This window comes from Micromonospora sp. L32 (genome assembly GCF_052068055.1).
Lineage (GTDB): Bacteria > Actinomycetota > Actinomycetes > Mycobacteriales > Micromonosporaceae > Micromonospora > Micromonospora purpureochromogenes.
The window spans coordinates 567,742-587,910 of record NZ_JBQHDD010000004.1 but is presented as its reverse complement, the minus strand read 5'-3'; the positions used below and the strand labels follow the sequence as shown (position 1 = coordinate 587,910).

Genomic DNA, 20,169 nt, shown 5'->3' with positions numbered 1-20,169 from the left:
TACGGTTGATCGAAGGAGAACGGTGACAGTTTCCGAACGCGCTCACGAGCTGGCGATGGCCGCCGCCCAGGCCGCGGCCGACAAGAAGGCGCAGGACATCGTCATCATCGACGTGGGCGACCAGCTCGCCATCACCGACGCGTTCGTCCTCGCCGCGGCCCCCAACGAGCGTCAGGTGCTGGCCATCGTCGACGCCATCGAGGAGCGGCTGCTCGAGCTGCCGGAGAAGGCCAAGCCGGTGCGCCGCGAGGGCGAGCGGGGCGGCCGCTGGGTGCTGCTCGACTACGTCGACATCGTCGTGCACGTGCAGCACACCGAGGAGCGCGAGTTCTACGCCCTCGACCGGCTCTGGAAGGACTGCCCCCAGATCCCGTTCGTGGATCGGGACCTGGTCGAGGCGGACGCCTCCACCGGCACCTCCAGCGCGGAATGACCCGCCTGATCGTCTGGCGGCACGGAAACACCGACTGGAACGCCGCCAGCCGCGTCCAGGGGCAGACCGACGTGGCGCTGAACGACCTGGGCCACGAGCAGGCGCGCACCGCCGCGCCGCTGCTCGCGGCCCTGCGTCCGGACGCCATCGTCGCCTCCGACCTCAGCCGGGCCACCGCCACCGCCGCCGCGCTCGCCGCGCTCACCGGCCTTCCGGTACGCGCCGACGCCCGGCTGCGCGAGCGCCACTTCGGCCGCTGGCAGGGACTGGCCCTCACCGACGCCGCTGCCCGCTTCCCCGAGGAGTACGCGCGCTGGCGGGCCGGCGACCCGGACCCGGGCGCGGAGATCGAGACCCTCGACGACCTCGGCAAGCGGGTCGGGTCGGCGCTCCAGGACGCGGCCGACCTCGGATCCGGCGGCACCATCGTGGTGGCCACCCACGGCGGCGCGGCCCGGCAGGGCGTCGGTCACCTGCTCGGCTGGGACCACACCGTGCTGCGCACCATCGGCTCCCTGGCCAACTGCCACTGGACCGAGCTGCGCCACGACGACGTCCGGGGTTGGCACCTGCGCGCCCACAATGTCGGGCTGATCGCCCGGCCGACACCCGGCGAAGCGGTCTGAGGCAGCTTCCTGGTCATCCGGCCCGGGCACTCGGTCGCGACATCGGCTAGCGTGCCGGGCATGCCCGTCGCGGTCGTCACCGACTCCACCGCCTACCTCCCGCCCGAGCTGGTGCGGGCGCACCGGCTCACCGTGGTGCCCCTGACCGTCGTGCTCAACGGCGCGGAGGGGCTGGAGGGGATCGAGACCTTCCCCGCCGACGCCACCCGGGTGCTCGGCGGCCGGCGGGTCTCGGTCAGCACCTCCCGCCCGGCCCCGGAGCAGTTCGCGCGGACGTACCGGGAACTGCTGGACGCCGGCGCGGACGGCGTGGTGTCGGTGCACCTGTCGGCGGAACTCTCCGGCACCGTCGAGGCGGCCCGGTTGGCCGCCGCCGGGCTGGGCGACCGGGTCGAGGTGGTCGACAGCCGCGCCACCGGCATGGGCCTCGGCTTCCCGGTGCTCGCCGCCGCCACCGCCGCCGCGGCCGGCGCCGACCTTTCCGAGGTACGGCAGGCCGCCCAGGCCACCGTCGACCGCACCACCATCTACTTCTACGTCGACACGCTGGAGTTCCTCCGCCGGGGCGGCCGGATCAACGCCGCCGAGGCGCTGCTCGGCACCGCCCTCTCGGTCAAGCCGATCATGCACATGCCGGACGGCGCGATCGTGGTCCGGGACAAGGTGCGCACCGCCAGCCGGGGCGTGGCCCGCCTGGTCGACCTGGCGGTCGAGGCGGCCGGCGACGCCGAGGTGGACCTCGGGGTGCACCACCTCGCCGCGCCGCAGCGAGCCGAACAGCTCCTCGAAGCGCTCACCGAGCGGCTCGGCGACCGGCTGCACGACACGTACGTCTCCGAGGCCGGCGCGGTGGTCGCCGCCCACGCCGGGCCGGGCCTGGCCAGCGTGGTCGTGCACCGCCGGCCCTGATCTCGGGTGGGTGGACGATGTCTTACGTGGTGACCGGCGGTGGCCGGGGTGTCGGCCGTGCCGTGACGGAACGGCTGCTCGACTCCGGAGGCACGGTGGTCGTCGTCGAGCGGGACCCGGACGCCCTGGCGTGGCTGCCGGCGCACCACGCCGCCGACCGGCTGGTGCCGGTGGTCGGCGACGCGGCGGACGAAGCCGTCGCCGCACACGCCGCCGACCTGGCCGAGCGGGCCGCGCCGCTGGTCGGCTGGGTCAACAACGCGGCGGTGTTCCGGGACGCCTCGGTGCACTCCGCGCCGCCGGCGCAGGTGTGGGACCTCATCGGACTGAACGTGCGCCCGGCCCTGGTCGGCGCGACGACGGCGGTGCGGCGGTTCCTCGCCGCCGGCACCGGAGGCGCGATCGTCAACGTCTCCTCGCACCAGGCCCGCCGGCCGGTGCCGGGCTGCCTGCCGTACGCCACCGCCAAGGCGGCGGTCGAGGGGCTGACCCGGGCGCTGGCCGTGGAGTACGGGCTCCGGGGAGTGCGCACCAACGCCGTCGCGCTCGGCTCGATCCACACCGAGCGGCATGCCGCGTTCCTGGCCGAACGGGAGCCCGCCGAGGTGGAGTGGATTGAGGCGGAGCTGGCCCGGCTGCATCCGGTCGGCCGGGCCGGTCGCGTCGACGAGGTGGCGGAGGCGGTGGCGTACCTGCTGTCGGCGACCTTCGTGAACGGGGTGACCCTGCCGGTCGACGGGGGGCGGGCGGTGCTGGGGCTGGACCCGGAGGCCCGCTGACCCTCGCCGGGCCGGCCCCGGCCGACGTCGTGCACCGCGCCTGAGTGTCCGCCGTCACCGGTCACGCGGAGCAGCGCGACCCGGCGGAGCAGCGCGCCTGGCCGGGGCTCTGGACAGCCAGCGCACGCCGTTCAGCAGCACGAACAGCTCCCGCTTCGCCACCGCCGTGCCGCGCGCGTTCAGCTCGTAACCCTCGATCCACGACCAGCCGTGGTACGGATGCCGGTCGGTCAGCTCGCGGATCACCCGCACCACGATCGGTCGGCTGAACTGCACGCTCGCGGCGCGGGTCAGGTGCAGCAGGTCGCCGGTCCGGAACGTCGGCGCGGGCCGCGATCCGACCGGCGGCGTCGCCCGGCTGGACCAGCGCGACTCCGGGATGCGGTTGTGGGGCGGCCGCCCCGACTTCTTCTCTTCCGGCACATCGCTCTCCGCGGTCGAGGTCGGGCGGGGCCGCCTCGCCATCCCCTCCGAGGCGACCCCCACGAACGCGGTCGCCGGGCTTCGCCTCCACCGACCACGCCGTTTCGACCAGCCTTGCCGCTCGTGTTGGGATGAATACACTGCGTTGCACTATCCTTTTCAGACGTTCGGATCGTTCCGGGGAGGCTGTGGATGAATCACGCGGTCATCGAAGCGATGTCGGCGGCGGGCGAGACGGCTGACAGCCTCGCTGCTCAGATCGGGGTCGACCCGAAGACGGCAGCCAAGTGGGCGAACCCGGGACGGATCCCACAGACGCGCCACCGAGCCCAGGTCGCCGCGATCCTTGGGCGCGAGATGGAGGACCTTTGGCCGGACGTACTCAAACGACGTGAGCCGGCATGGTTCCGACCCTGGACGGACATCGAGCGCGAGGCGGTCGCGCTGCGGTGGTTCGAGTTGGCGTGGGTGCCCGGCCTGTTCCAGACCCAGGCTTACGCGCAAGCAACGCTGGCCGGCGAGGCGCTGACCGCCGACGAGGTGGACCAACTCGTCGCCGCGCGCATCAGCCGGCAGGCCGTCCTGCGACGTGAGCGCCCGCCCCTGCTCATCGCCGTCGTCGACGAGACGGTGTTGTACCGCTCAGCCTATGGAGACGCTGCGCTCATGGCCGACCAGCTCGGCTACCTGATCGAGTGCGCCACGCTGCCCTCCGTGCAGATCCACGTCGTGCCGAGAAACGTCGGCATGTACGCCGGGCTCGGCGGACCGTTCATCCTGGCCGACCTGCCCGACGGGCTACGGGTGGCGCATGTGGACGGCCAGGCCCGTGCGCAGATCATCGAGCAGGGGCCGGAAATTGCTACCCTCGAACGACGGTGGGCGCGCATTGTGGGTGAGGCTCTACCTCGGGCCCAGTCCCTCGACCTCATCAAGAAGGCGGCAGCATCATGGACATGACCGGCGCGCAGTGGCGCAAGAGCACGAAGAGCGGCAACAACGGCGGCGCGTGCGTCGAGGTCGCCGACAACCTTCCGGGCGTCGTCCTCGTCCGGGACACGAAGGACCGCGATGGCGGCACGCTGAGCTTCGGGCCGGCATCCTGGCAGAGCTTCGTGAACCTGGCGAAGTCGGTCGGCCCTGTGGGCTGACTCGGATGCGGACGGCGAGCCCCGGCCACCACTGATGGGTGCCGGGGCTTTGCGTTACCCGGATCCCCGTGTGCTGACCTCCGGGCCGGGTCTCAATTGGCCGGGGCGGGCAGTTTCACGCGGGCGACGACGCGGAGATCCGCCGCCCCGCATGGCACACCCGGCGGTTCTCGGGTGACCGTCGACAGAGTTATGAATTGGCCGGTCCAGGCCGAAGTTCCGGGCCGGCCTGCCGGCTTCTGAACAGCGCCCGCACCACGGGAGCGATGAAGACGGCTGATGCGATGGTCAGCACCACGGCCACAGGAGCGATGTGCTCCGTCTGCCACTCGGAATCGCCTGCGGTGATAGTCGTTCGATCGACGCCAAAGATGTCCACCGACGACGGCAGCAGCGAGGCCGGGTACCACAGCGGCGCGTATGAGTACGGCAGGCCGACACCATCGTTGAGCGTCCAGTAACCGGCCACGTGGTAGATCAACGCACTGTCGACGACGACCGCCACATCGCAGGCAACCAGGGTCGCGACGCCCAGCAGCACGACGGCACCTGTGGCGTGCCCCCACCTCGTCAGCCAGTTCGCCAGGAATGTGCCCATGCCGAGGAGCGCCGCCCAGACGCCGGCGGTGAGCGCCTCGATCGGCAGATACTCGGCACGTGCTCCGTGCGCAAACAGAACAAGGAGTAGCACTGCGACGATCCACAACAGGCCGAGCCGCTTGGCCATCGACCGGATTGAACCCATGCCGGGAGGCTACCGTAGATCGACTCGGGTCCGGAGCCAGAGACGCTGGCGGCGGGACGGATTCGCCAACAGATTCCGTCTGGGCGGGGGCTCGGGTCCTGCTGCGGCGGACCGGTTGAGGTGGGACGGGCGGCGCCGGACCCCGGGTGAGCCGTGCTCACCAGCCAGAAGAGCCGGATACGGCAAAGGCCCGACCCCTCGTGATGGAGAGAGTCGGGCCCGCGGTGCCACTTCGGGTATCCCGCCTACGCTGGGGGCTCGTTGTCCATGACGTGTACCCGATCGGGCTCGGGCAGCCGGAGAATGTGCGCCCGCCATCGGACGACACCGAGGGCGATCCGCTCGGCCACCGCGTTGTCGTCAGCCACGACCTCGGCGGTCATTCTCGTCCTGCTGGTGCCGTCGATGGTGGCGCTGATCATCCGACCCCTGCGCTCGTCAGGCATCGGGCCGTCAGGCTCCTCGTACGGCTCGACCGGCACGGCGGGGTACTCCACCACCACGATCCACGTCTGACCCTCGTACGTAACGTCAAGCTGCCCGGGGAAGATGGCGTCCCGCACCCGACGCACGAGGGCAGCGCCGAAGGCCGGCGCAGCTTGGATGATCTGCCAGGCTTGCTTGGTGACGGGGTCCATCTCGGTCCTCTCCGGGCAGGTGAGCATGTGGCGAATCGCCAACCAGTCCTCAATGGTCAGGTTGAGCTTCTTCGGCTCGTCTTCACTCACAGCAAGATCCTCTCACGCGGTCAACAGGATCTGGGCAGGTAGAGCACCGGATGGTGACGCCACCTCGGGCTTGTTCCTGGGCATGTAGCGGCGGGCGGTCGACTCGCTGACGCCAGCCTTAGTCGTCGCCCAGGGTCGGCGCGCGGATGCCGGCCGGGCGACGGTACGGGCGGTGTTGGGCCTCGACCGGGGGCCTGCTGATCCGCGGGCTTCACATAGCACGGCCTCGCATGATCAGGCCGTTGTCCACAGGGCTCTGCCTCGTCCACAGGTGGTGACCGTCGGCCGGTGGCGCCGGTCCTTTCCTCCCTAGCCTCGCCGCGTGTCACACGACGAGGAGACGATGGTGCGGCAGCGGCTGTTCCGGCTGGTCCGGGCGGTGCCGTCCGGGGGCGAGGCGTCGCACCTCCCGCCCGCCCCGCCACCCGCCGAACCGGCTCCGGTGTCCCAGTCCGGTCCGGCCGCCGATTCGGCTTCCGCATCCCCGCTCGGCCCGTCCGCCGACCTCGCCGCGTCGTCTCCGTCCGGCCGGCCGCGACGTTCCGCCCCGACGACATCGACTCCCTTGGCGGCCGTTGACGAGGCCGACTACGGGGTGCCGCTACCCGACGAGCACGTTCCCACCGTCGCCCCGGCGTCGCGGTTGCCCGGGCCGGGTGCCTTCGACCCCGGGCGACGTGGCGTGCGGGCGCTCGCCGCCGTAGCGGTGCTCGTGGTGCTCGGGGCCGGCTTCTGGGCCTGGCGGTCCCGGCCGCAGGCCGAACCGGTCCGCCCGGTGGCGTCGGTGTCCGCACCCGAGGTCTCCACCGCACCCGAGGCCACCGCGACCGGCACCGGCGAGCTGGTCGTCGCGGTCGCCGGCAAGGTACGCCGCCCCGGCCTGGTCCGGGTGCCGGCCGGCGCGCGGGTGGCCGACGCGGTGCAGGCGGCCGGCGGTGCGCTCCCCGGTGTGGACGTGGCCCTGCTCAACCCGGCCCGCAAGGTGGCCGACGGGGAGCTGATCCTGGTCGGGGTCGCCGCGCCGCCCGGCCAGCCCGGCGCCGCCGCGCCCCCGGCCGCCGGTGGCCCGGCTGTACCGGGCGGGCTGGTCAACCTCAACACCGCGACGTTGGCGCAGCTCGACGGGCTGCCCGGGGTCGGTCCGGTGCTCGCCCAGCGCATCCTGACCCACCGGGACCAGCACGGCGGCTTCCGCTCGGTCGGTGACCTGCGCCAGGTCGACGGCATCGGCGACGCCCGCTACGAGCAGCTCAAGGACCTGGTGACGGTGTGAGGCCGACGGCGGAAGGCGGGGCGAAGCAGATTCGTGGACCTGCGCACGGCCAGGTGGCGGCGGCTGGGCCGGTCCGTGGCGATGGGTCGGTGTCCGGTGTGGTGGGTGGTCGGCCGGATCGGGGCGGTGGCTCGTCCCTCGGGGTGGAGTCGTCCGGCGAGCCGCCGGACCTGCGGCTCGCCGGCCTGGCGGTGGCCGCGTGGCTCGCGGCGCTGGCCTGCCTGCACCTCACCGCGCCGTCGGCGGCGCTGCTCGCCGCCACCGCCGCCGGTCTCGCCGTCCTGGTCACCGCCCATCTGCTCGGCGTGCTCGGCCGTCCGGCCAGGCCCGTCCGCCGGTACGGCTGGATCGTCGTCGCGGTGCTGATCGGGGTGGTCTGCGGCGCCAGCGCCACCGCCGCCCGCCTGCACGTCCGGGACGCCGCCCCGCTGCGCGCCCTGGCCGACGACCGGGTCCGGGTCACCGCCGAGCTGGTGCTCCGCGACGATCCCCGCCCGATCCGGGGCGCTCCCGGTCGGCCGGCGACCCTGCTGGTGACCGCCGAGCTGATCCGCCTCGCCGCTGCCGACGGCCGGCGGGTCAGCGCCCCGGTACGGGTACTGGTGCTGGCCACCGACTCAGCCTGGCGCGGGCGGCTGCCGGGGCAGCGGCTCACCGCCGAGGGGCGGCTGACCCCGCCGCGCGGGGGAGACCTGACCGCCGCCGTGCTGATCGTGCCGGGCCCGCCGGTGACGCACGGTCCACCGCCGTGGCTCCAGCGGGCCGCCGGTACGCTCCGCGTTGGCCTGCAACGGGCCTGCGCCCCGCTCCCGGACGACCAGGGCGGCCTGCTTCCTGGGCTGGTGGTGGGGGACACCAGCCAGTTGCCGGCCACCGTGGAGGAGGACTTCCGGGCCACCGGAATGACACACCTCAACGCCGTCTCCGGCTCCAATGTGGCGATCGTGGTGGGTGCGGTACTGCTGCTGGTCCGCTGGGCCCGGGCCGGCCCGGGCGTGGCGGCCGTGCTCTGCGGGCTGGCCCTGGTCGGCTTCGTGATCCTGGTCCGTCCCTCGCCGAGCGTGGTACGGGCCGCGACCATGGGGGCGATCGGGCTGGCCGCGCTGGCCGCCGGGCGGCCCCGGGCGGCGCTGCCCGCGCTGAGCGCCGCGGTGGCTGTCCTGATTTTGGTGGACCCCGAACTGGCCGGGGACGCCGGCTTCGCGCTCTCCGTGCTGGCCACCGGCGGGCTGCTGCTGCTGGCGCCGAGGTGGCGGGACGCGTTGCGGCGGCGGGGCGTACCGGCGGGGCTGGCCGAGGCGCTGGCCGTACCGGCGGCGGCGCAGCTCGCCTGCGGACCGGTGGTGGCCGGCATCTCCGGCACGGTCAGCCTGGTCGCGGTGCCGGCGAACCTGCTGGTGGTGCCCGCTATCGCGCCCGCCACGGTGCTCGGGGTGCTGGCCGCCGCCGTCTCGCCGATCTGGCCGGCCGGCGCCGAGTTCGCCGCCTGGCTGGCGAGCTGGCCGGCCTGGTGGCTGGTGACCGTCGCCCGGGTCGGCGCGCGGTTGCCGGCGGGCACGCTGCCGTGGCCCGGCGGGGTGCCGGGTGCGCTGCTGCTGGCCGGTCTGACCGTGGCGCTGCTGCTCGCCACCCGGCGGCCGGTGGTGCGCCGGCTGGTGGCGGTCGGTATCGCCGCGGTGATCCTCGGGACCCTGCCCGTCCGGATCCTCGCCAGCGGGTGGCCGCCGGCCGGCTGGGTGATCGTCGGCTGCGCGGTGGGCCAGGGCGACGCGTTGGTGCTGCCAGTGGCGGCCGGGCGGGCCGTGGTGGTCGACGCCGGCCCGGAACCGTCCGTCGTGGACGGGTGCCTGCGCCGGCTCGGCGTACGGGAGGTGACGCTGCTGGTGGTGAGCCACTTCCACGCCGACCACGTGGGCGGTGTCGCCGGGGTCTTCCGGGGGCGGCGCGTGGTCGAGGTACGCACTCCGGGGCTCGCCGAGCCGGCGGCCGGGCGGGCCCTGGTCGCCGGCGCGGCGGCCGGCGCCGCCGTACTCGGAGCCGCTGCGGCCGGCTGGTCGTACCGGGCGGGCGATGTGGAGCTGGTCGCGTTGGGTCCGCCGTACCCGCTGCACGGGACCCGGTCCGACCCGAACAACAACTCCCTGGTGCTGCGCGCCACCGTGGCCGGGGTGCGCATCCTGCTCGCCGGGGACGCCGAGACCGAGGAGCAGCGCGCCCTGCTGGACCGGGTGCCGCCCGACGGCCTGCGGGCCGAGGTGCTCAAGGTCGCCCACCACGGCAGCGCGTACCAGGATCCGGCGTTCCTCGACGCGGTCCGGCCCGCCGTCGCGCTGGTCGAGGTCGGTGTCGACAACGACTACGGGCACCCCAGCCCAACCGTGCTGGCCCGGCTGGCCCGGGGTGGCGTCCGGGTGCTGCGTACCGACACGGACGGGGACGTGGCGGTGGTGACCGGCCGGCACGGACTGGCGGTGGTGACGCGGGGCGTCGCGCCGGGACGACGGTGACCGCATCGAGGGATCGCCGGATCGAGGCGCATTGTGGGGGTGGGCCCGCATTAACGTAAATGTCTGGATTTGCGCTGAGTGCGGGGTCCGCCGTCACAGCCGCCGATGACCAGGCACGATCCCCCGGTGGACCGTGCCAAGATGGGCGGCGTGACCGCCGCCAGCCTCCCTCCCATTCTGCTCGTCCTCGGCGACGAGGAGCTGCTCGCCACGCGCGCGGTGACGGAAGCGGTGGCGAAGGTCCGCAGCGTCGACCCCGACGTGGACGTCCGCGAGTACCAGGCCGGGTCGCTGACGGTCGGCGAGATCGCCGAGATGCTCAGCCCTTCGCTCTTCGGGGGGCGGCGGGTGCTGGTGCTCCGGGCCGGCCAGGACGCCCGGAAGGATCTCGCGACCGCGCTGCTCGCGTACGCGAAGAACCCCGACCCGGACGTGCAGCTGGTGGTGCTGCACCTGGGCGGGGCGAAGGGCAAGGCGTTCGCCGACGGGCTCAAGGCGGCCGGCGCCACCGTGGTGCCCGCGATGAAGCTCAAGGGTCACCGGGAGCGGGTGGCGTTCGTCCGGGACGAGATCCGCCGCAGCGGCGGGAAGTGCACCGAGGACGCCGCCGAGGCGCTGATCGCCGCCGTCGGCGGGGACCTGCGGGACCTGGCCGCAGCCTGCTCCCAGCTGATCGCCGACACCGACGGGCGGATCGGCGCCGACACGGTGGCCCGGTACTACCGGGGCCGGGTCGAGGTGACCGGCTTCACGGTCGCCGACGCGACCATGATCGGCGACGTCCCGGGGGCGCTGGAGGCACTGCGCTGGGCCCTGCACGTCGGGGTCGACCCGGTGCCGATCGCCGATGCCCTCGCCGACGGGGTGCGCACCGTGGCCCGGGTCGCCGCCGCCGGCCGGGGCGACCCGTACCAGCTCGCCAGCACCCTCGGCATGCCCGCCTGGAAGATCAAGAACGCGCAGCAACGGGCCCGGGGCTGGACCCCGGAGGGCCTGGTCGAGGCGATGCGGGCCGCCGCCGAGTGCAACGCGGCGGTCAAGGGCGGCGCGGACGACCGGGCGTACGCGCTGGAGAAGGCGGTCTTCTCCGTCGCGGCCGCCCGGCGAGGCGGCGCCCGGTGACCGGCCCCACCCGGACGGCGTGGAGCACCGTGCCCGGCGAGGACGAGCGGTACCGCCCGCTCTACGCCCGGGCGCTCGGGCTGCGCGTCGTCAACCCGGGTGGGGTGCTCTGCTTCCTCTTCTTCGAAGGCGCGGTGGCGCTCGCCGTGCTGCTCGCCCTGGCCGAGCTGGTGAGTTGGTGGGCGGTGGTGGTGCTGCCCGCCGCCGTGGCCCTGATGGTCAAGCTCAACGACATGGTGGCCGAGCGGGTCGTCCGCTCGGCGGCGCTCGTGCCGGAGCAGGAACGGGACCGGTTCCGGCGGCAGATGGAGCCGGTCATCGGGCGGGCGCGGGTGCCCCGCACCCTGCCCGGCATGGTGGTCGCCACCGAGCCCCCGCGCGCTCCGGTGTGGCAGCGGCAGCAGGCGCACTGGTCGCCGGAGCTGCGCCGGCCCGCCGGCCCGGACGGCCACCCCGCCGACCGACCCTGACCTGATCGACCCCGTCTGCGCGGCATCTCTGCCGTGGTCGCTGCCGGCCGCCCGCCCACTCGCGGCGCAGTCGGCTGGTGAACGTCGCGTCACCCGGTGCGGGCGAGAGGGCACCGAGGCGCACGGAGTGGTGGGCACCTGTGATCGTCTCCGGTTGCGGCGTGTCGCGGTGTCCGAGCGCGGCGATACCGCGACACGCCGCAAACGGAGTGGACCAATGCCGCGTCACCCGGTGCGGGCAGGGGACGCCGACGCGCACGGAGCGGTGGGCGGCTGTGATTGTCTCCGGTTGCGGCGTGTTGCGGTGTCCGAGTGCGGGGATGGCGCGACACGCCGCAAACGGAGTGGATCAGGCGAGGTCAATCGAGGCGTGACGGCGGTGGGAAGAGTCCACGCGGCACCGACGCCCGAGCGCGGCGCCAACACCCAGCCCGGCGGGCGGACGCAGGCCAGGGCGCGTGAGGTGCCGGAGGGCGGACAGCCTGAAGCCCCGGGCATAGCCCGGGGCTTCAGGTCAGGTCTGAGGTCGCTCGGTCAGGCCGAGAGCGAGCCGACGCGCTTCGCGATCGCCGACTTCCGGTTCGCCGCCTGGTTGGCGTGGATGACGCCCTTGCTGGCGGCCTGGTCCAGCTTGCGGGCCGCATCACGCATGAGAACGGTGGCCTTCTCGGCGTCACCGGCCTCCGCAGCCTCGTTGAACTTCCGGATGGCGGTCTTCAGCGACGACTTGACCGACTTGTTACGCAGCCGGCGCTTCTCGTTCTGCCGGTTGCGCTTGATCTGGGACTTGATGTTCGCCACGCGACAGCCTCGTCTTGATAGCTCGGTTTGGTCTGCTTCTGCGCGCGACAAGCAGGCGTCATCGCTGCGCGAAGAGCCAGGTTACCAGGTCGGCCGGGACGAGCCAAAACGACTCAGCTCCAGCCCTGCCGAACGGCCAGCCAGCGCAGCGCCTGCTCCCCGCTGAACCGCTGGTGCGCGCCCAGGTGCGGAGAGACCGCCGGTGCGGGGTGCGGGACAGGTGGGGCCGGTGGTGGGCCGGCGGCGGCGGAGGTGAGGTAGTAGCCGGCCAGTGCGGCCAGCGTCACGTCGAGGGCGTCCGGCGGGGCGCCGGCTGTGGCCGGATGGCCGGCGAAGATCGCGTCCACGGGCAGCCCGTCGGCGTACCCGGTGATCAGCAAGCCGGCCAGGTCGAACCAGGCGGGGCCGTGGCAGACCCAGTTCCAGTCGCAGAACCAGGCCCGCCCGCCGGCGTCGAGCAGCACGTTGTCCACCCGCAGGTCGCCGTGGACCAGGCCGCGGCCGGCGGCGGCGTACCCGGGCAGCCGGGACTCCAGCGCGACCAGCTCGGGCAGGCGGCCGTGCGCGGCGGCCGGCATCGGTGGCGCCGGTTCGCGCCCGGCGGCCACCTCGCCCCACCACAGGATGTCGTCGCGGGCCAGGTCGGCCAGGCGGGGCAGGTCGAGGGCGACCAGCGCGGCGGGCGGGTCGGCCAGCGCGGCGGCCAGCTCGGCGTACCCGGCGAGGACGGCGTCCAGCTCGGTCCGGTCCCAGGGCAGCCGGGGCGTGCGGCCGTCGACGGCGTCCAGGGCGAGCGCGTACCAGCCGGACGCGGTCAGCGCCCAGCGTGGGCGGGGGACCGGCAGGCCGGCCGGGAGTCGGGCGAGGACTGCCGACTCCCGGGCGTACCAGTCGGCCAGGTGCCGCTGGTGGGTCAGGTCGGCGGCCTTGACGAAGATCCGGCGGCCGTCCGCGCCGGTCAGCAGGGCGGCGAACCCGCCGGTGAAGCCCGCTGTCGCGGTACGCGCCGACATCACCGGCGCGCCGAGCCGGTCCGCCACCGCGGCGCGCAGCCCGGCGGGCAGCGCCGACCAGTCCGGCCGGACGGCGGTGGCGTGGTACGGCACCGGGAGCGCGGGCACGCCCACCATGCTGCCCGTGCCGGTGTGCCCCCGCCCAGCCGCGCGGCCCGTCCCGGCTTCCTGTCGTACCGCGCTGGCAGCATCCGCCCCGTGCGCATGGACGAGTTCTGGGCGTTGATCGAGCGGTCCGCCGCCGTCACTGCCATCCCCGACGAGCGGCTGGCCTGGCTCACCGACCGCCTGGCGGAGCGGCCCGCCGGCGAGGCGGTGGACTTCGCCGTCCGGCTCGACGAGCTGCGGGGCCGGGTCGACACCTGGCGGCACTGGGGCGCGGCGCTGCTGATCTGCGGTGGCCTCTGCCCCGACGACGGCTTCCACTACTTCCAGGCCTGGCTGGTCGGGCTCGGCCGGGCGGCCTTCGAGCGGGTCGCCGACGACCCGGACGCGCTCGCCGACCTCCCGCAGGTACGTCGCCTGGCCGGGCGGCACCCGCGCGAGTGGGCGGAGGACGAGTGGCCGGAGTGGGAGTGCCTGGACTACGTCGCGGACGAGGCGTACGAGCGGGTCACCGGCGAGGAGGAGGGCCTGGACGAGGCCGTCGAGGCCCGGGGGCGGGAGCTGAGCTCTTCGCCCGACCGCGTCGACGAGCGGTGGGATCTCGGCGACCGGGCCGAACTGGCCCGCCGGTACCCGCGACTCGCCGCCATGTTCCCGCTGCCGGATCGTGCCCGGGAGCGGGTCTGGGAGACTGCCAGGCCATGAGGACCGACGACTTCTGGCAGCTGATCGACGAGGCGCGGGCCGGCGCCGGGGGAGAGGGCGACGCGGTCGCCGCCCGCGCGGTCGCCCTGCTGGCCGAGCGGGACCCGGAGGACATCGTCGGGTACGCGCGCCACCAGCAGCGGGTGCTGTCCGCCTCCTACCGGGTCGACCTCTGGGGCGCGGCCTACCTGATCAACGGGGGCGCCTCGGACGACGGTTTCGAGTACTTCCGGGGCTGGCTGATGACGCAGGGCCGGGCGGTGTTCGCCCGGGCGGTGGGCGACCCGGACTCCCTGGCGGAGCTGCCCCGGGTGCGGGCCGCCGCGCTCAGCGGCGAGGAGTTCGAGTGCGAGGACATGCTCACGGTGCCGTGGGAGGCGTACCGGAAAGCGACCGCGACCGAGCTGCCGGCGGAGCGGGACCCGGTCGCGGTGCCCGACCTCAACGACTTCTGGGACTTCGACGACGAGGACGAGGCTCGGCGCCGGCTGCCCCGGCTGGCCGCGCTCTTCGTCGAGCCGCCGGAGGAGTGACCCGCTGGCCCCCCGCCCCGCCCCGCCCCACCCCGCCCCTCCCGCGATCTTGCACTTTCTGCCCTGACTTTTCGGTCATAAGGCGCACATCGAGGGCCATAAGTGCAAGATCGCGGGAGGGGCGGGGCGAGGGCGGAGAGGAGGGGAGGGGGTTTTCCACAGGGGGGTTCGGAGGCGGCCGGGTCGAGCGCCGGCACGGGCCGGCCGGGCCGTGGGAGGAGTGACCCGGCCCAGCCGGGGAAGGCCGGGGGGTGGGCCGCCCGGCGGTGAGCCGCGGCACCCAGGTGTGATCGGACCGCGTCCCGAGCGACGTGGGAGCATAGAGGGGGCCGGCGGCGCGCCGGCCCGCTCACGTCAGCCGACCAGAACGGACCGCTGTGCCACCGAAGCTCGATCCCGGCGCGAACGCTCCTGGTTCCACCGACCCGGCGCGCATCCGGAACTTCTGCATCATCGCCCACATCGACCACGGGAAGTCGACCCTGGCCGACCGGATGTTGCAGCTCACCGGCGTGGTCGACCCCCGGCAGATGCGCGCGCAGTACCTCGACCGGATGGACATCGAGCGCGAGCGCGGCATCACCATCAAGAGCCAGGCCGTCCGCATGCCGTGGACCATCCGGGAGGGCGACCGGACCGGCGAGCACGCCGTGCTCAACATGATCGACACCCCGGGCCACGTCGACTTCACCTACGAGGTGTCCCGCTCGCTGGCCGCCTGCGAGGGCGCCGTCCTGCTGGTCGACGCCGCGCAGGGTATCGAGGCGCAGACGCTGGCCAACCTCTACCTGGCGCTCGAGAACGACCTGCACATCATCCCGGTGCTCAACAAGATCGACCTGCCGGCCGCCCAGCCGGAGAAGTACGCCGAGGAACTGGCCCACCTGATCGGTGGCGACCCGGCGGACTGCATCAAGGTCTCCGGCAAGACCGGCGAGGGCGTGCCGTACCTGCTCGACGAGATCGTCCGGCAGTTCAAGCCGCCGGTCGGCAACGCCGACGCGCCCGCCCGGGCGATGATCTTCGACTCGGTGTACGACGTCTACCGGGGCGTGGTCACCTACGTCCGGGTGATCGACGGGCGGATCAGCGCCCGCGACCGGATCAAGATGATGTCCACCGCCGCGGTGCACGAGCTGCTGGAGATCGGCGTCATCTCGCCGGAGATGGTGAAGGCCGACGCCCTGGGCGTCGGCGAGGTGGGTTACCTGATCACCGGTGTGAAGGACGTCCGCCAGTCCCGGGTCGGTGACACGGTCACCATCAACTCGCGGCCGGCGACCGAGGCGCTGGGCGGTTACAAGGACCCGAAGCCGATGGTCTACTCCGGCCTCTACCCGATCGACGGCTCGGACTACCCCAACCTGCGTGAGGCGCTGGACAAGCTCAAGCTCAACGACGCCGCGCTCGACTACGAGCCGGAGACCTCGGGGGCGCTCGGCTTCGGCTTCCGCTGCGGCTTCCTCGGCCTGCTGCACATGGAGATCATCCAGGAGCGGCTGGAGCGGGAGTACAACCTCGACCTGATCTCCACCGCGCCGAACGTGGTCTACCGGGCCATCACCGAGGACGGCCAGGAGATCGTGGTGACCAACCCGAGCGAGTACCCCACCGGCAAGATCGCCGAGGTGTACGAGCCGGTCGTGCGCGCCACCGTGCTGACCCCGAACGACTACGTCGGCGCGGTGATGGAGCTCTGCCAGGGCCGCCGGGGCAGCCTGCTCGGCATGGACTACCTCTCCGCCGACCGGGTGGAACTGCGCTACACGCTGCCGCTCGCGGAGATCATCTTCGACTTCTTCGACCAGTTGAAGAGCCGCACCAAGGGCTACGCCTCGTTGGACTACGAGCCCTCCGGCGAGCAGGCGTCCGACCTGGTCAAGGTCGACATCCTGCTGCACGGCGAGCCGGTGGACGCGTTCAGCGCGATCGTGCACAAGGACAAGGCGTACAACTACGGGGTCACCATCGCGGCCAAGCTGCGCAACCTGATCCCGCGCCAGCAGTTCGAGGTGCCGATCCAGGCCGCCATCGGCAGCCGGGTGATCGCGCGGGAGACCATCCGGGCGATCCGCAAGGACGTGCTCGCCAAGTGCTACGGCGGTGACATCAGCCGTAAGCGCAAGCTGCTGGAGAAGCAGAAGGAAGGCAAGAAGCGGATGAAGATGGTCGGCCGGGTGGAGGTCCCCCAGGAGGCCTTCATCGCCGCCCTCTCCTCCGACTCCGGTGACGCCAAGGCGCCCGGCAAGAAGTAGCGCCACGCTGACGGCCGGCATCCCCCCGCGGGGGTGCCGGCCGTTTCGCGTGCGTGCCGCCGGGTCGTACCCGGGAAATTTCCGGTGGCCGCCGCGGCCCCGCCCGGTGTCGACCGATGCGGCCTGAGCTGCGGGTTTGCCGTGCTGCTCGGCAATCGACGCGGGGGTTGCGTATCGACCGGGGGCGACAGCCGTTTCGCTGAGTCGGTTTGGATTTTCGGACGGTCGGGAATCTAGCGGTCACGACAGGAACCACACACACCGTGTGACTCAATCTTCAGAAGGAGGGCGACCGTGGAGCTCACCGTTTGGGGCATCATCACCGCGATCGTTGTTGGTCTCATCGTCGGCGCTCTTGGCCGCCTGGTCGTGCCGGGCCGTCAGAACATGCCGATCTGGCTGCACATGCTGATCGGTATCGGCGCGGCCCTGCTGGGCACCGTGCTGGCGCGGGCCATGGGCATCGCGACCGAGACCGCCGGCATCGACTGGATGGAACTGCTGGTGCAGGTCGTGCTGGCCGCCATCGCCGTGGCCCTGGTGGCCGGCGTGGGTCGTCGCCGCAGCGTCACCCACCGGTAGATCCAGCACAGCGCACGCTCAGCGGGCGCCCGTACCCCTCGGGGGCGGGCGCCCGCTCGCGTCCGCGCCCGGAATCCCGGCCGACCGCCCGCTCACCTCCACTCCCCAGCGACGGCCGCCACGAAAGTGCAGGTCACGGCGAGCCTCGACCAGGTCGTCCCCGGAGTCGGTTTGGGGAATCGCGGGATCGGGAACCTATCGATCACGCCAAGAATCACACATCGTGTGCCATACCTACCGAAGGAGGACGGTCGTGGAGCTCACCGTCTGGGGCATCATCACCGCCATCGTCGTCGGTCTCATCGTCGGCGCGCTGGGCCGCCTGGTCGTGCCGGGCCGTCAGAACATGCCGATCTGGCTGCACATGCTGATCGGTATCGGCGCGGCCCTGCTGGGCACCGTGCTGGCGCGGGCCATGGGCATCGCGACCGAGACCGCCGGCATCGACTGGATGGAGTTGCTGGTGCAGGTCGTGCTCGCCGCCATCGCCGTGGCCCTGGTGGCCGGCGTGGGTCGCCGCCGCAGCGTCACCCACCGGTAAGCAGCGACAACGCTCTTCGACGGGCGCCCGACCTGAGGTCGGGCGCCCGTCCGCGTACCCGGAACGGGTCTGCTCCCCGACCCGCCGGCTGCGGTACCGTCGCCTCGCCCGGAACCCGCCCCTGTCGTAAAGGAATTTTTCCTACTAGGGTGCGGCAGAGAAGGTTACTGCCAGACGGCGCGAGGGAGAAGTGGCGTGAACAGGTGGAAGCGGCTGGCTCCGGTCACCGCCGTCGTGGCCTCGGCCGCGATGGTGCTCGCCGGTTGCGGGGGCTCTGGCGACGACGAAGCGGCCGACAAGAGCAAGCTCACGGTCTGGATGATGGGCGAGGGCAGCGACGCCCAGACGAAGTTCCTCGACGGCGTCGAGACCGAGTTCCGGCAGAAGCACCCCGACACCGACGTGGTCGTCCAGTACATCCCCTGGCTGGAGGCGCCGAAGAAGTTCCAGGCGGCGCTCGCCGGCGGTGAGGGGCCGGACGTCACCGAGCTGGGCAACACCGAGACCCAGGGCTGGGCGGCCCAGGAGGCGCTCGCCGACATCACCGGGAAGATGTCCGGCTGGGCGGAGAGCAAGGACATCCTGCCGGACCTGGTGAAGAACGCCCAGCTCGACGGCAAGCAGTACGGCGTCCCGTGGTACGCCGGCGTCCGCGGCATCTACTACCGCACCGACTGGTTCGCCGAGGCCGGCGTGAAGACGCCGACCAACTGGGACGAGCTGGTCGCCGCCGCCAAGACCGTGCAGGCCAAGAAGCCGAACACCTACGGCATCGCGCTGCCGGGCAACTCCGAGCTGCCCTTCTACTCGTTCCTCTGGGGCGCCGGCGGCGAGATCGCCACCAACCAGGGCGGCACCTGGAAGTCCGGTTACACCACCCCCGAGGCGCAGAAGGCGGTCAAGTTCTGGACCGACCTGGTCACCGTGCACAAGGTCGCCCCGCCGGCCGCCGCCGGCTGGAACGAGATCGACGCCCGCACCCAGTTCGCCACCGGCAAGGCGGCGATGGCCTTCGCCGGTAGCTGGCAGGGCGCCGCCATCAAGAAGGACAACCCCGACATCGAGAAGGTCTGGGGCACCTTCCCGATCCCCGGCCCGGACGGCAAGCCGGCCCCGGCGTTCGCCGGCGGCTCGGACGTCGCCCTCTGGAAGGACAGCAAGAAGCAGGACCTGGCGTGGGACTACCTCACCGTCCTGCTGAACAAGAAGAACGCGAAGACCTTCGCCAGCAGCCTGAACTTCTTCCCGGTCTACTCCGACCTGGTCAGTGGCGGTGAGTACGCCAACGACAAGGTCATGGCCGCGTTCGCCACCACCATGCAGAACACGAAGGTCACCCCGCTGACCCCGAAGTGGGTGGAGGTCAGCCGCACCAAGACGGTGACCCAGGCGATGAACAGCTCGGTCATGAAGGGGCAGAAGACGGTCGAGCAGGCCACCGCTGACGCCGCCGCCGAGATGGAAGGCATTTTGAACAAGAAGTGAGCTTACTGACCAAGAACACCGGGACTGCCGCCGTGCGGAAGACCTCCGCACGGCGGCGGCCCCGCGTGGACCGCCTGCCGTACCTGCTCCTGCTGCCCTGCCTGGTGGTCATCGGGGTGCTGCTGCTCTGGCCGCTCGGCCAGGTGGTGGCGATGTCGTTCTACAAGCTGGACAGCGTCCGGCAGCTGCGCGGCGACCGCGAGTGGCCGTGGGTGGGGCTGGGCAACTACACCCAGATCCTCGGTGACCCGTTCTTCCGTACGGTGCTGCGCAACACGGTGCTCTTCGCCGCCGCGAACGTGGTGCTGACGATGATCCTCGGCACCCTGGTCGGGCTGCTGCTCCACCGGCTCGGCCGGCGGATGGCCACCTTCGTGGCGAGCTGCGTCATGCTCGCCTGGGCCACCCCGGCACTGACCGGCACGATCGTCTGGAAGTGGATCTTCGACGACACCAGCGGGCTGGTCACCTGGCTGTTCAACAAGTTGCCCGACGGGCTGTCGACCGCGCTCTTCGGCCGCAGCGACTGGACCGGGTACGGCTGGTTCAACTCGCCGCTGCTCTTCTTCGCCATCCTCACCCTGGTGGTGGTCTGGCACTCGTTCCCGTTCATCGCGGTGAGCGTGCTCGCCGGGCTCAAGAGCGTGCCGAGCGAGCTGCACGAGGCGGCCCGGGTCGACGGGGCCGGGCCGTGGAAGGTGTTCTGGAAGATCACCTTCCCGTTGCTGCGGCCGGTCTTCGGGATCCTGATCGTGCTCAGCACCATCTGGGACTTCAAGGTCTTCACCCAGCAGTTCGTGCTGGCCGGCGGCACCCAGGACCGGCCGACGTTCATGCTCTCCATCTACTCGTACGCCGAGGCATTCTCGCCGCCGCCCAAGTACGGCGTGGGCTCCGCGATCGCGGTCATCCTCACCCTGATCCTGCTGGTGGTGACCGGTCTCTACGTCCGCATGGTGCTCAAGCAGGAGGAGGACGCGTGA

The 20,169-nt window shown here is 72.5% G+C and carries 22 protein-coding genes; 17 read left to right on the top strand and 5 right to left on the bottom strand.

Annotated features, from left to right (window positions below; translation table 11 throughout):
• The first annotated feature begins 22 nt into the window (after positions 1 to 22).
• From rsfS to ACTMTB_RS14650, 4 genes are read left to right on the top strand one after another with little or no spacing between them, the layout of a single operon-like run.
• Positions 23 to 433, top strand: a complete 411-nt coding sequence (gene rsfS / locus ACTMTB_RS14665; RefSeq protein ID WP_441145849.1) for a ribosome silencing factor — start codon at positions 23 to 25, stop codon at positions 431 to 433.
• On the top strand, positions 430 to 1,059 hold the full coding sequence (locus tag ACTMTB_RS14660) for a histidine phosphatase family protein (protein WP_441145847.1): 630 nt from the start codon (positions 430 to 432) through the stop codon (positions 1,057 to 1,059). Before rsfS ends, ACTMTB_RS14660 begins: the two co-directional genes overlap by 4 nt.
• 60 nt (positions 1,060 to 1,119) lie before the next feature.
• The gene (locus tag ACTMTB_RS14655) at positions 1,120 to 1,968 is read left to right on the top strand and encodes a DegV family protein (protein ID WP_441145845.1); all 849 of its coding nucleotides are present in this window, start codon (positions 1,120 to 1,122) and stop codon (positions 1,966 to 1,968) included.
• 17 nt (positions 1,969 to 1,985) lie between these two features.
• Positions 1,986 to 2,747 (top strand): SDR family NAD(P)-dependent oxidoreductase, encoded by a 762-nt coding sequence (locus ACTMTB_RS14650; RefSeq protein WP_441145843.1) that lies wholly within the window; start codon positions 1,986 to 1,988, stop codon positions 2,745 to 2,747.
• Between the two features lie 54 nt (positions 2,748 to 2,801).
• On the opposite strand, the gene ACTMTB_RS14645 is transcribed toward ACTMTB_RS14650, so the two are convergent.
• Positions 2,802 to 3,170, bottom strand: coding sequence for a hypothetical protein (locus ACTMTB_RS14645; RefSeq protein ID WP_441145841.1), 369 nt, complete (start codon positions 3,168 to 3,170; stop codon positions 2,802 to 2,804).
• A 192-nt stretch (positions 3,171 to 3,362) separates the two neighbouring features.
• Between ACTMTB_RS14645 and ACTMTB_RS14640 the strand changes: the two genes are divergently transcribed.
• On the top strand, positions 3,363 to 4,130 hold the full coding sequence (locus ACTMTB_RS14640; protein WP_441145839.1) for a DUF5753 domain-containing protein: 768 nt from the start codon (positions 3,363 to 3,365) through the stop codon (positions 4,128 to 4,130).
• Positions 4,127 to 4,321 carry a DUF397 domain-containing protein gene (locus ACTMTB_RS14635; RefSeq protein ID WP_441145837.1) on the top strand — a complete coding sequence of 65 codons (195 nt, stop codon included), beginning with the start codon at positions 4,127 to 4,129 and terminating at the stop codon, positions 4,319 to 4,321. The genes ACTMTB_RS14640 and ACTMTB_RS14635 overlap by 4 nt, the downstream gene beginning before the upstream one ends.
• A gap of 190 nt (positions 4,322 to 4,511) precedes the next feature.
• Here the strand turns inward: ACTMTB_RS14635 and ACTMTB_RS14630 are convergent, their stop codons facing one another.
• Together ACTMTB_RS14630 and ACTMTB_RS14625 are read right to left on the bottom strand one after the other, a co-directional pair.
• Complete coding sequence (locus ACTMTB_RS14630; protein ID WP_441145835.1) at positions 4,512 to 5,048, bottom strand: hypothetical protein; 537 nt, start codon at positions 5,046 to 5,048, stop codon at positions 4,512 to 4,514.
• 263 nt (positions 5,049 to 5,311) lie between these two features.
• Positions 5,312 to 5,794 (bottom strand): hypothetical protein, encoded by a 483-nt coding sequence (locus ACTMTB_RS14625; protein WP_441145833.1) that lies wholly within the window; start codon positions 5,792 to 5,794, stop codon positions 5,312 to 5,314.
• 322 nt (positions 5,795 to 6,116) lie between these two features.
• On the opposite strand from ACTMTB_RS14625, the gene ACTMTB_RS14620 reads away from it, so the two are divergent.
• The 4 genes from ACTMTB_RS14620 (at position 6,117) to ACTMTB_RS14605 (ending at position 11,166) form a co-directional block, all read left to right on the top strand.
• Complete coding sequence (locus ACTMTB_RS14620; RefSeq protein WP_441145831.1) at positions 6,117 to 7,067, top strand: helix-hairpin-helix domain-containing protein; 951 nt, start codon at positions 6,117 to 6,119, stop codon at positions 7,065 to 7,067.
• Between the two features lie 98 nt (positions 7,068 to 7,165).
• Positions 7,166 to 9,574, top strand: a complete 2,409-nt coding sequence (locus tag ACTMTB_RS14615; RefSeq protein ID WP_441145948.1) for a ComEC/Rec2 family competence protein — start codon at positions 7,166 to 7,168, stop codon at positions 9,572 to 9,574.
• 141 nt (positions 9,575 to 9,715) lie between these two features.
• On the top strand, positions 9,716 to 10,696 hold the full coding sequence (gene holA, locus ACTMTB_RS14610; protein WP_346539767.1) for a DNA polymerase III subunit delta: 981 nt from the start codon (positions 9,716 to 9,718) through the stop codon (positions 10,694 to 10,696).
• The gene (locus ACTMTB_RS14605) at positions 10,693 to 11,166 is read left to right on the top strand and encodes a hypothetical protein (protein ID WP_441145829.1); all 474 of its coding nucleotides are present in this window, start codon (positions 10,693 to 10,695) and stop codon (positions 11,164 to 11,166) included. Before holA ends, ACTMTB_RS14605 begins: the two co-directional genes overlap by 4 nt.
• 534 nt (positions 11,167 to 11,700) lie before the next feature.
• Here ACTMTB_RS14605 and rpsT read toward each other — a convergent pair.
• Entirely contained in the window at positions 11,701 to 11,967 is a 267-nt protein-coding gene (gene rpsT, locus ACTMTB_RS14600; RefSeq protein WP_154942482.1) for a 30S ribosomal protein S20, read from the bottom strand.
• Between the two features lie 113 nt (positions 11,968 to 12,080).
• On the bottom strand, positions 12,081 to 13,097 hold the full coding sequence (locus ACTMTB_RS14595; RefSeq protein WP_441145827.1) for a phosphotransferase: 1,017 nt from the start codon (positions 13,095 to 13,097) through the stop codon (positions 12,081 to 12,083).
• Positions 13,098 to 13,184: 87 nt separating this feature from the next.
• On the opposite strand from ACTMTB_RS14595, the gene ACTMTB_RS14590 reads away from it, so the two are divergent.
• From ACTMTB_RS14590 to ACTMTB_RS14560, 7 genes are all read left to right on the top strand, one after another.
• Positions 13,185 to 13,790 carry a DUF4240 domain-containing protein gene (locus tag ACTMTB_RS14590; protein WP_441145945.1) on the top strand — a complete coding sequence of 202 codons (606 nt, stop codon included), beginning with the start codon at positions 13,185 to 13,187 and terminating at the stop codon, positions 13,788 to 13,790.
• Positions 13,787 to 14,323, top strand: a complete 537-nt coding sequence (locus tag ACTMTB_RS14585) for a DUF4240 domain-containing protein (protein ID WP_441145825.1) — start codon at positions 13,787 to 13,789, stop codon at positions 14,321 to 14,323. The genes ACTMTB_RS14590 and ACTMTB_RS14585 overlap by 4 nt, the downstream gene beginning before the upstream one ends.
• A 377-nt stretch (positions 14,324 to 14,700) precedes the next feature.
• Positions 14,701 to 16,578 carry a translation elongation factor 4 gene (lepA, locus tag ACTMTB_RS14580; protein ID WP_441145823.1) on the top strand — a complete coding sequence of 626 codons (1,878 nt, stop codon included), beginning with the start codon at positions 14,701 to 14,703 and terminating at the stop codon, positions 16,576 to 16,578.
• A 294-nt stretch (positions 16,579 to 16,872) separates the two neighbouring features.
• A complete protein-coding gene (locus ACTMTB_RS14575) occupies positions 16,873 to 17,160 on the top strand; it encodes a GlsB/YeaQ/YmgE family stress response membrane protein (protein WP_210778207.1) in 288 nt (95 codons plus the stop codon).
• Positions 17,161 to 17,413: 253 nt separating this feature from the next.
• A complete protein-coding gene (locus tag ACTMTB_RS14570) occupies positions 17,414 to 17,701 on the top strand; it encodes a GlsB/YeaQ/YmgE family stress response membrane protein (protein ID WP_210778207.1) in 288 nt (95 codons plus the stop codon).
• 195 nt (positions 17,702 to 17,896) lie between these two features.
• A complete protein-coding gene (locus tag ACTMTB_RS14565) occupies positions 17,897 to 19,186 on the top strand; it encodes a sugar ABC transporter substrate-binding protein (protein ID WP_441145820.1) in 1,290 nt (429 codons plus the stop codon).
• Positions 19,183 to 20,169, top strand: coding sequence for a carbohydrate ABC transporter permease (locus ACTMTB_RS14560; protein ID WP_441145818.1), 987 nt, complete (start codon positions 19,183 to 19,185; stop codon positions 20,167 to 20,169). Before ACTMTB_RS14565 ends, ACTMTB_RS14560 begins: the two co-directional genes overlap by 4 nt.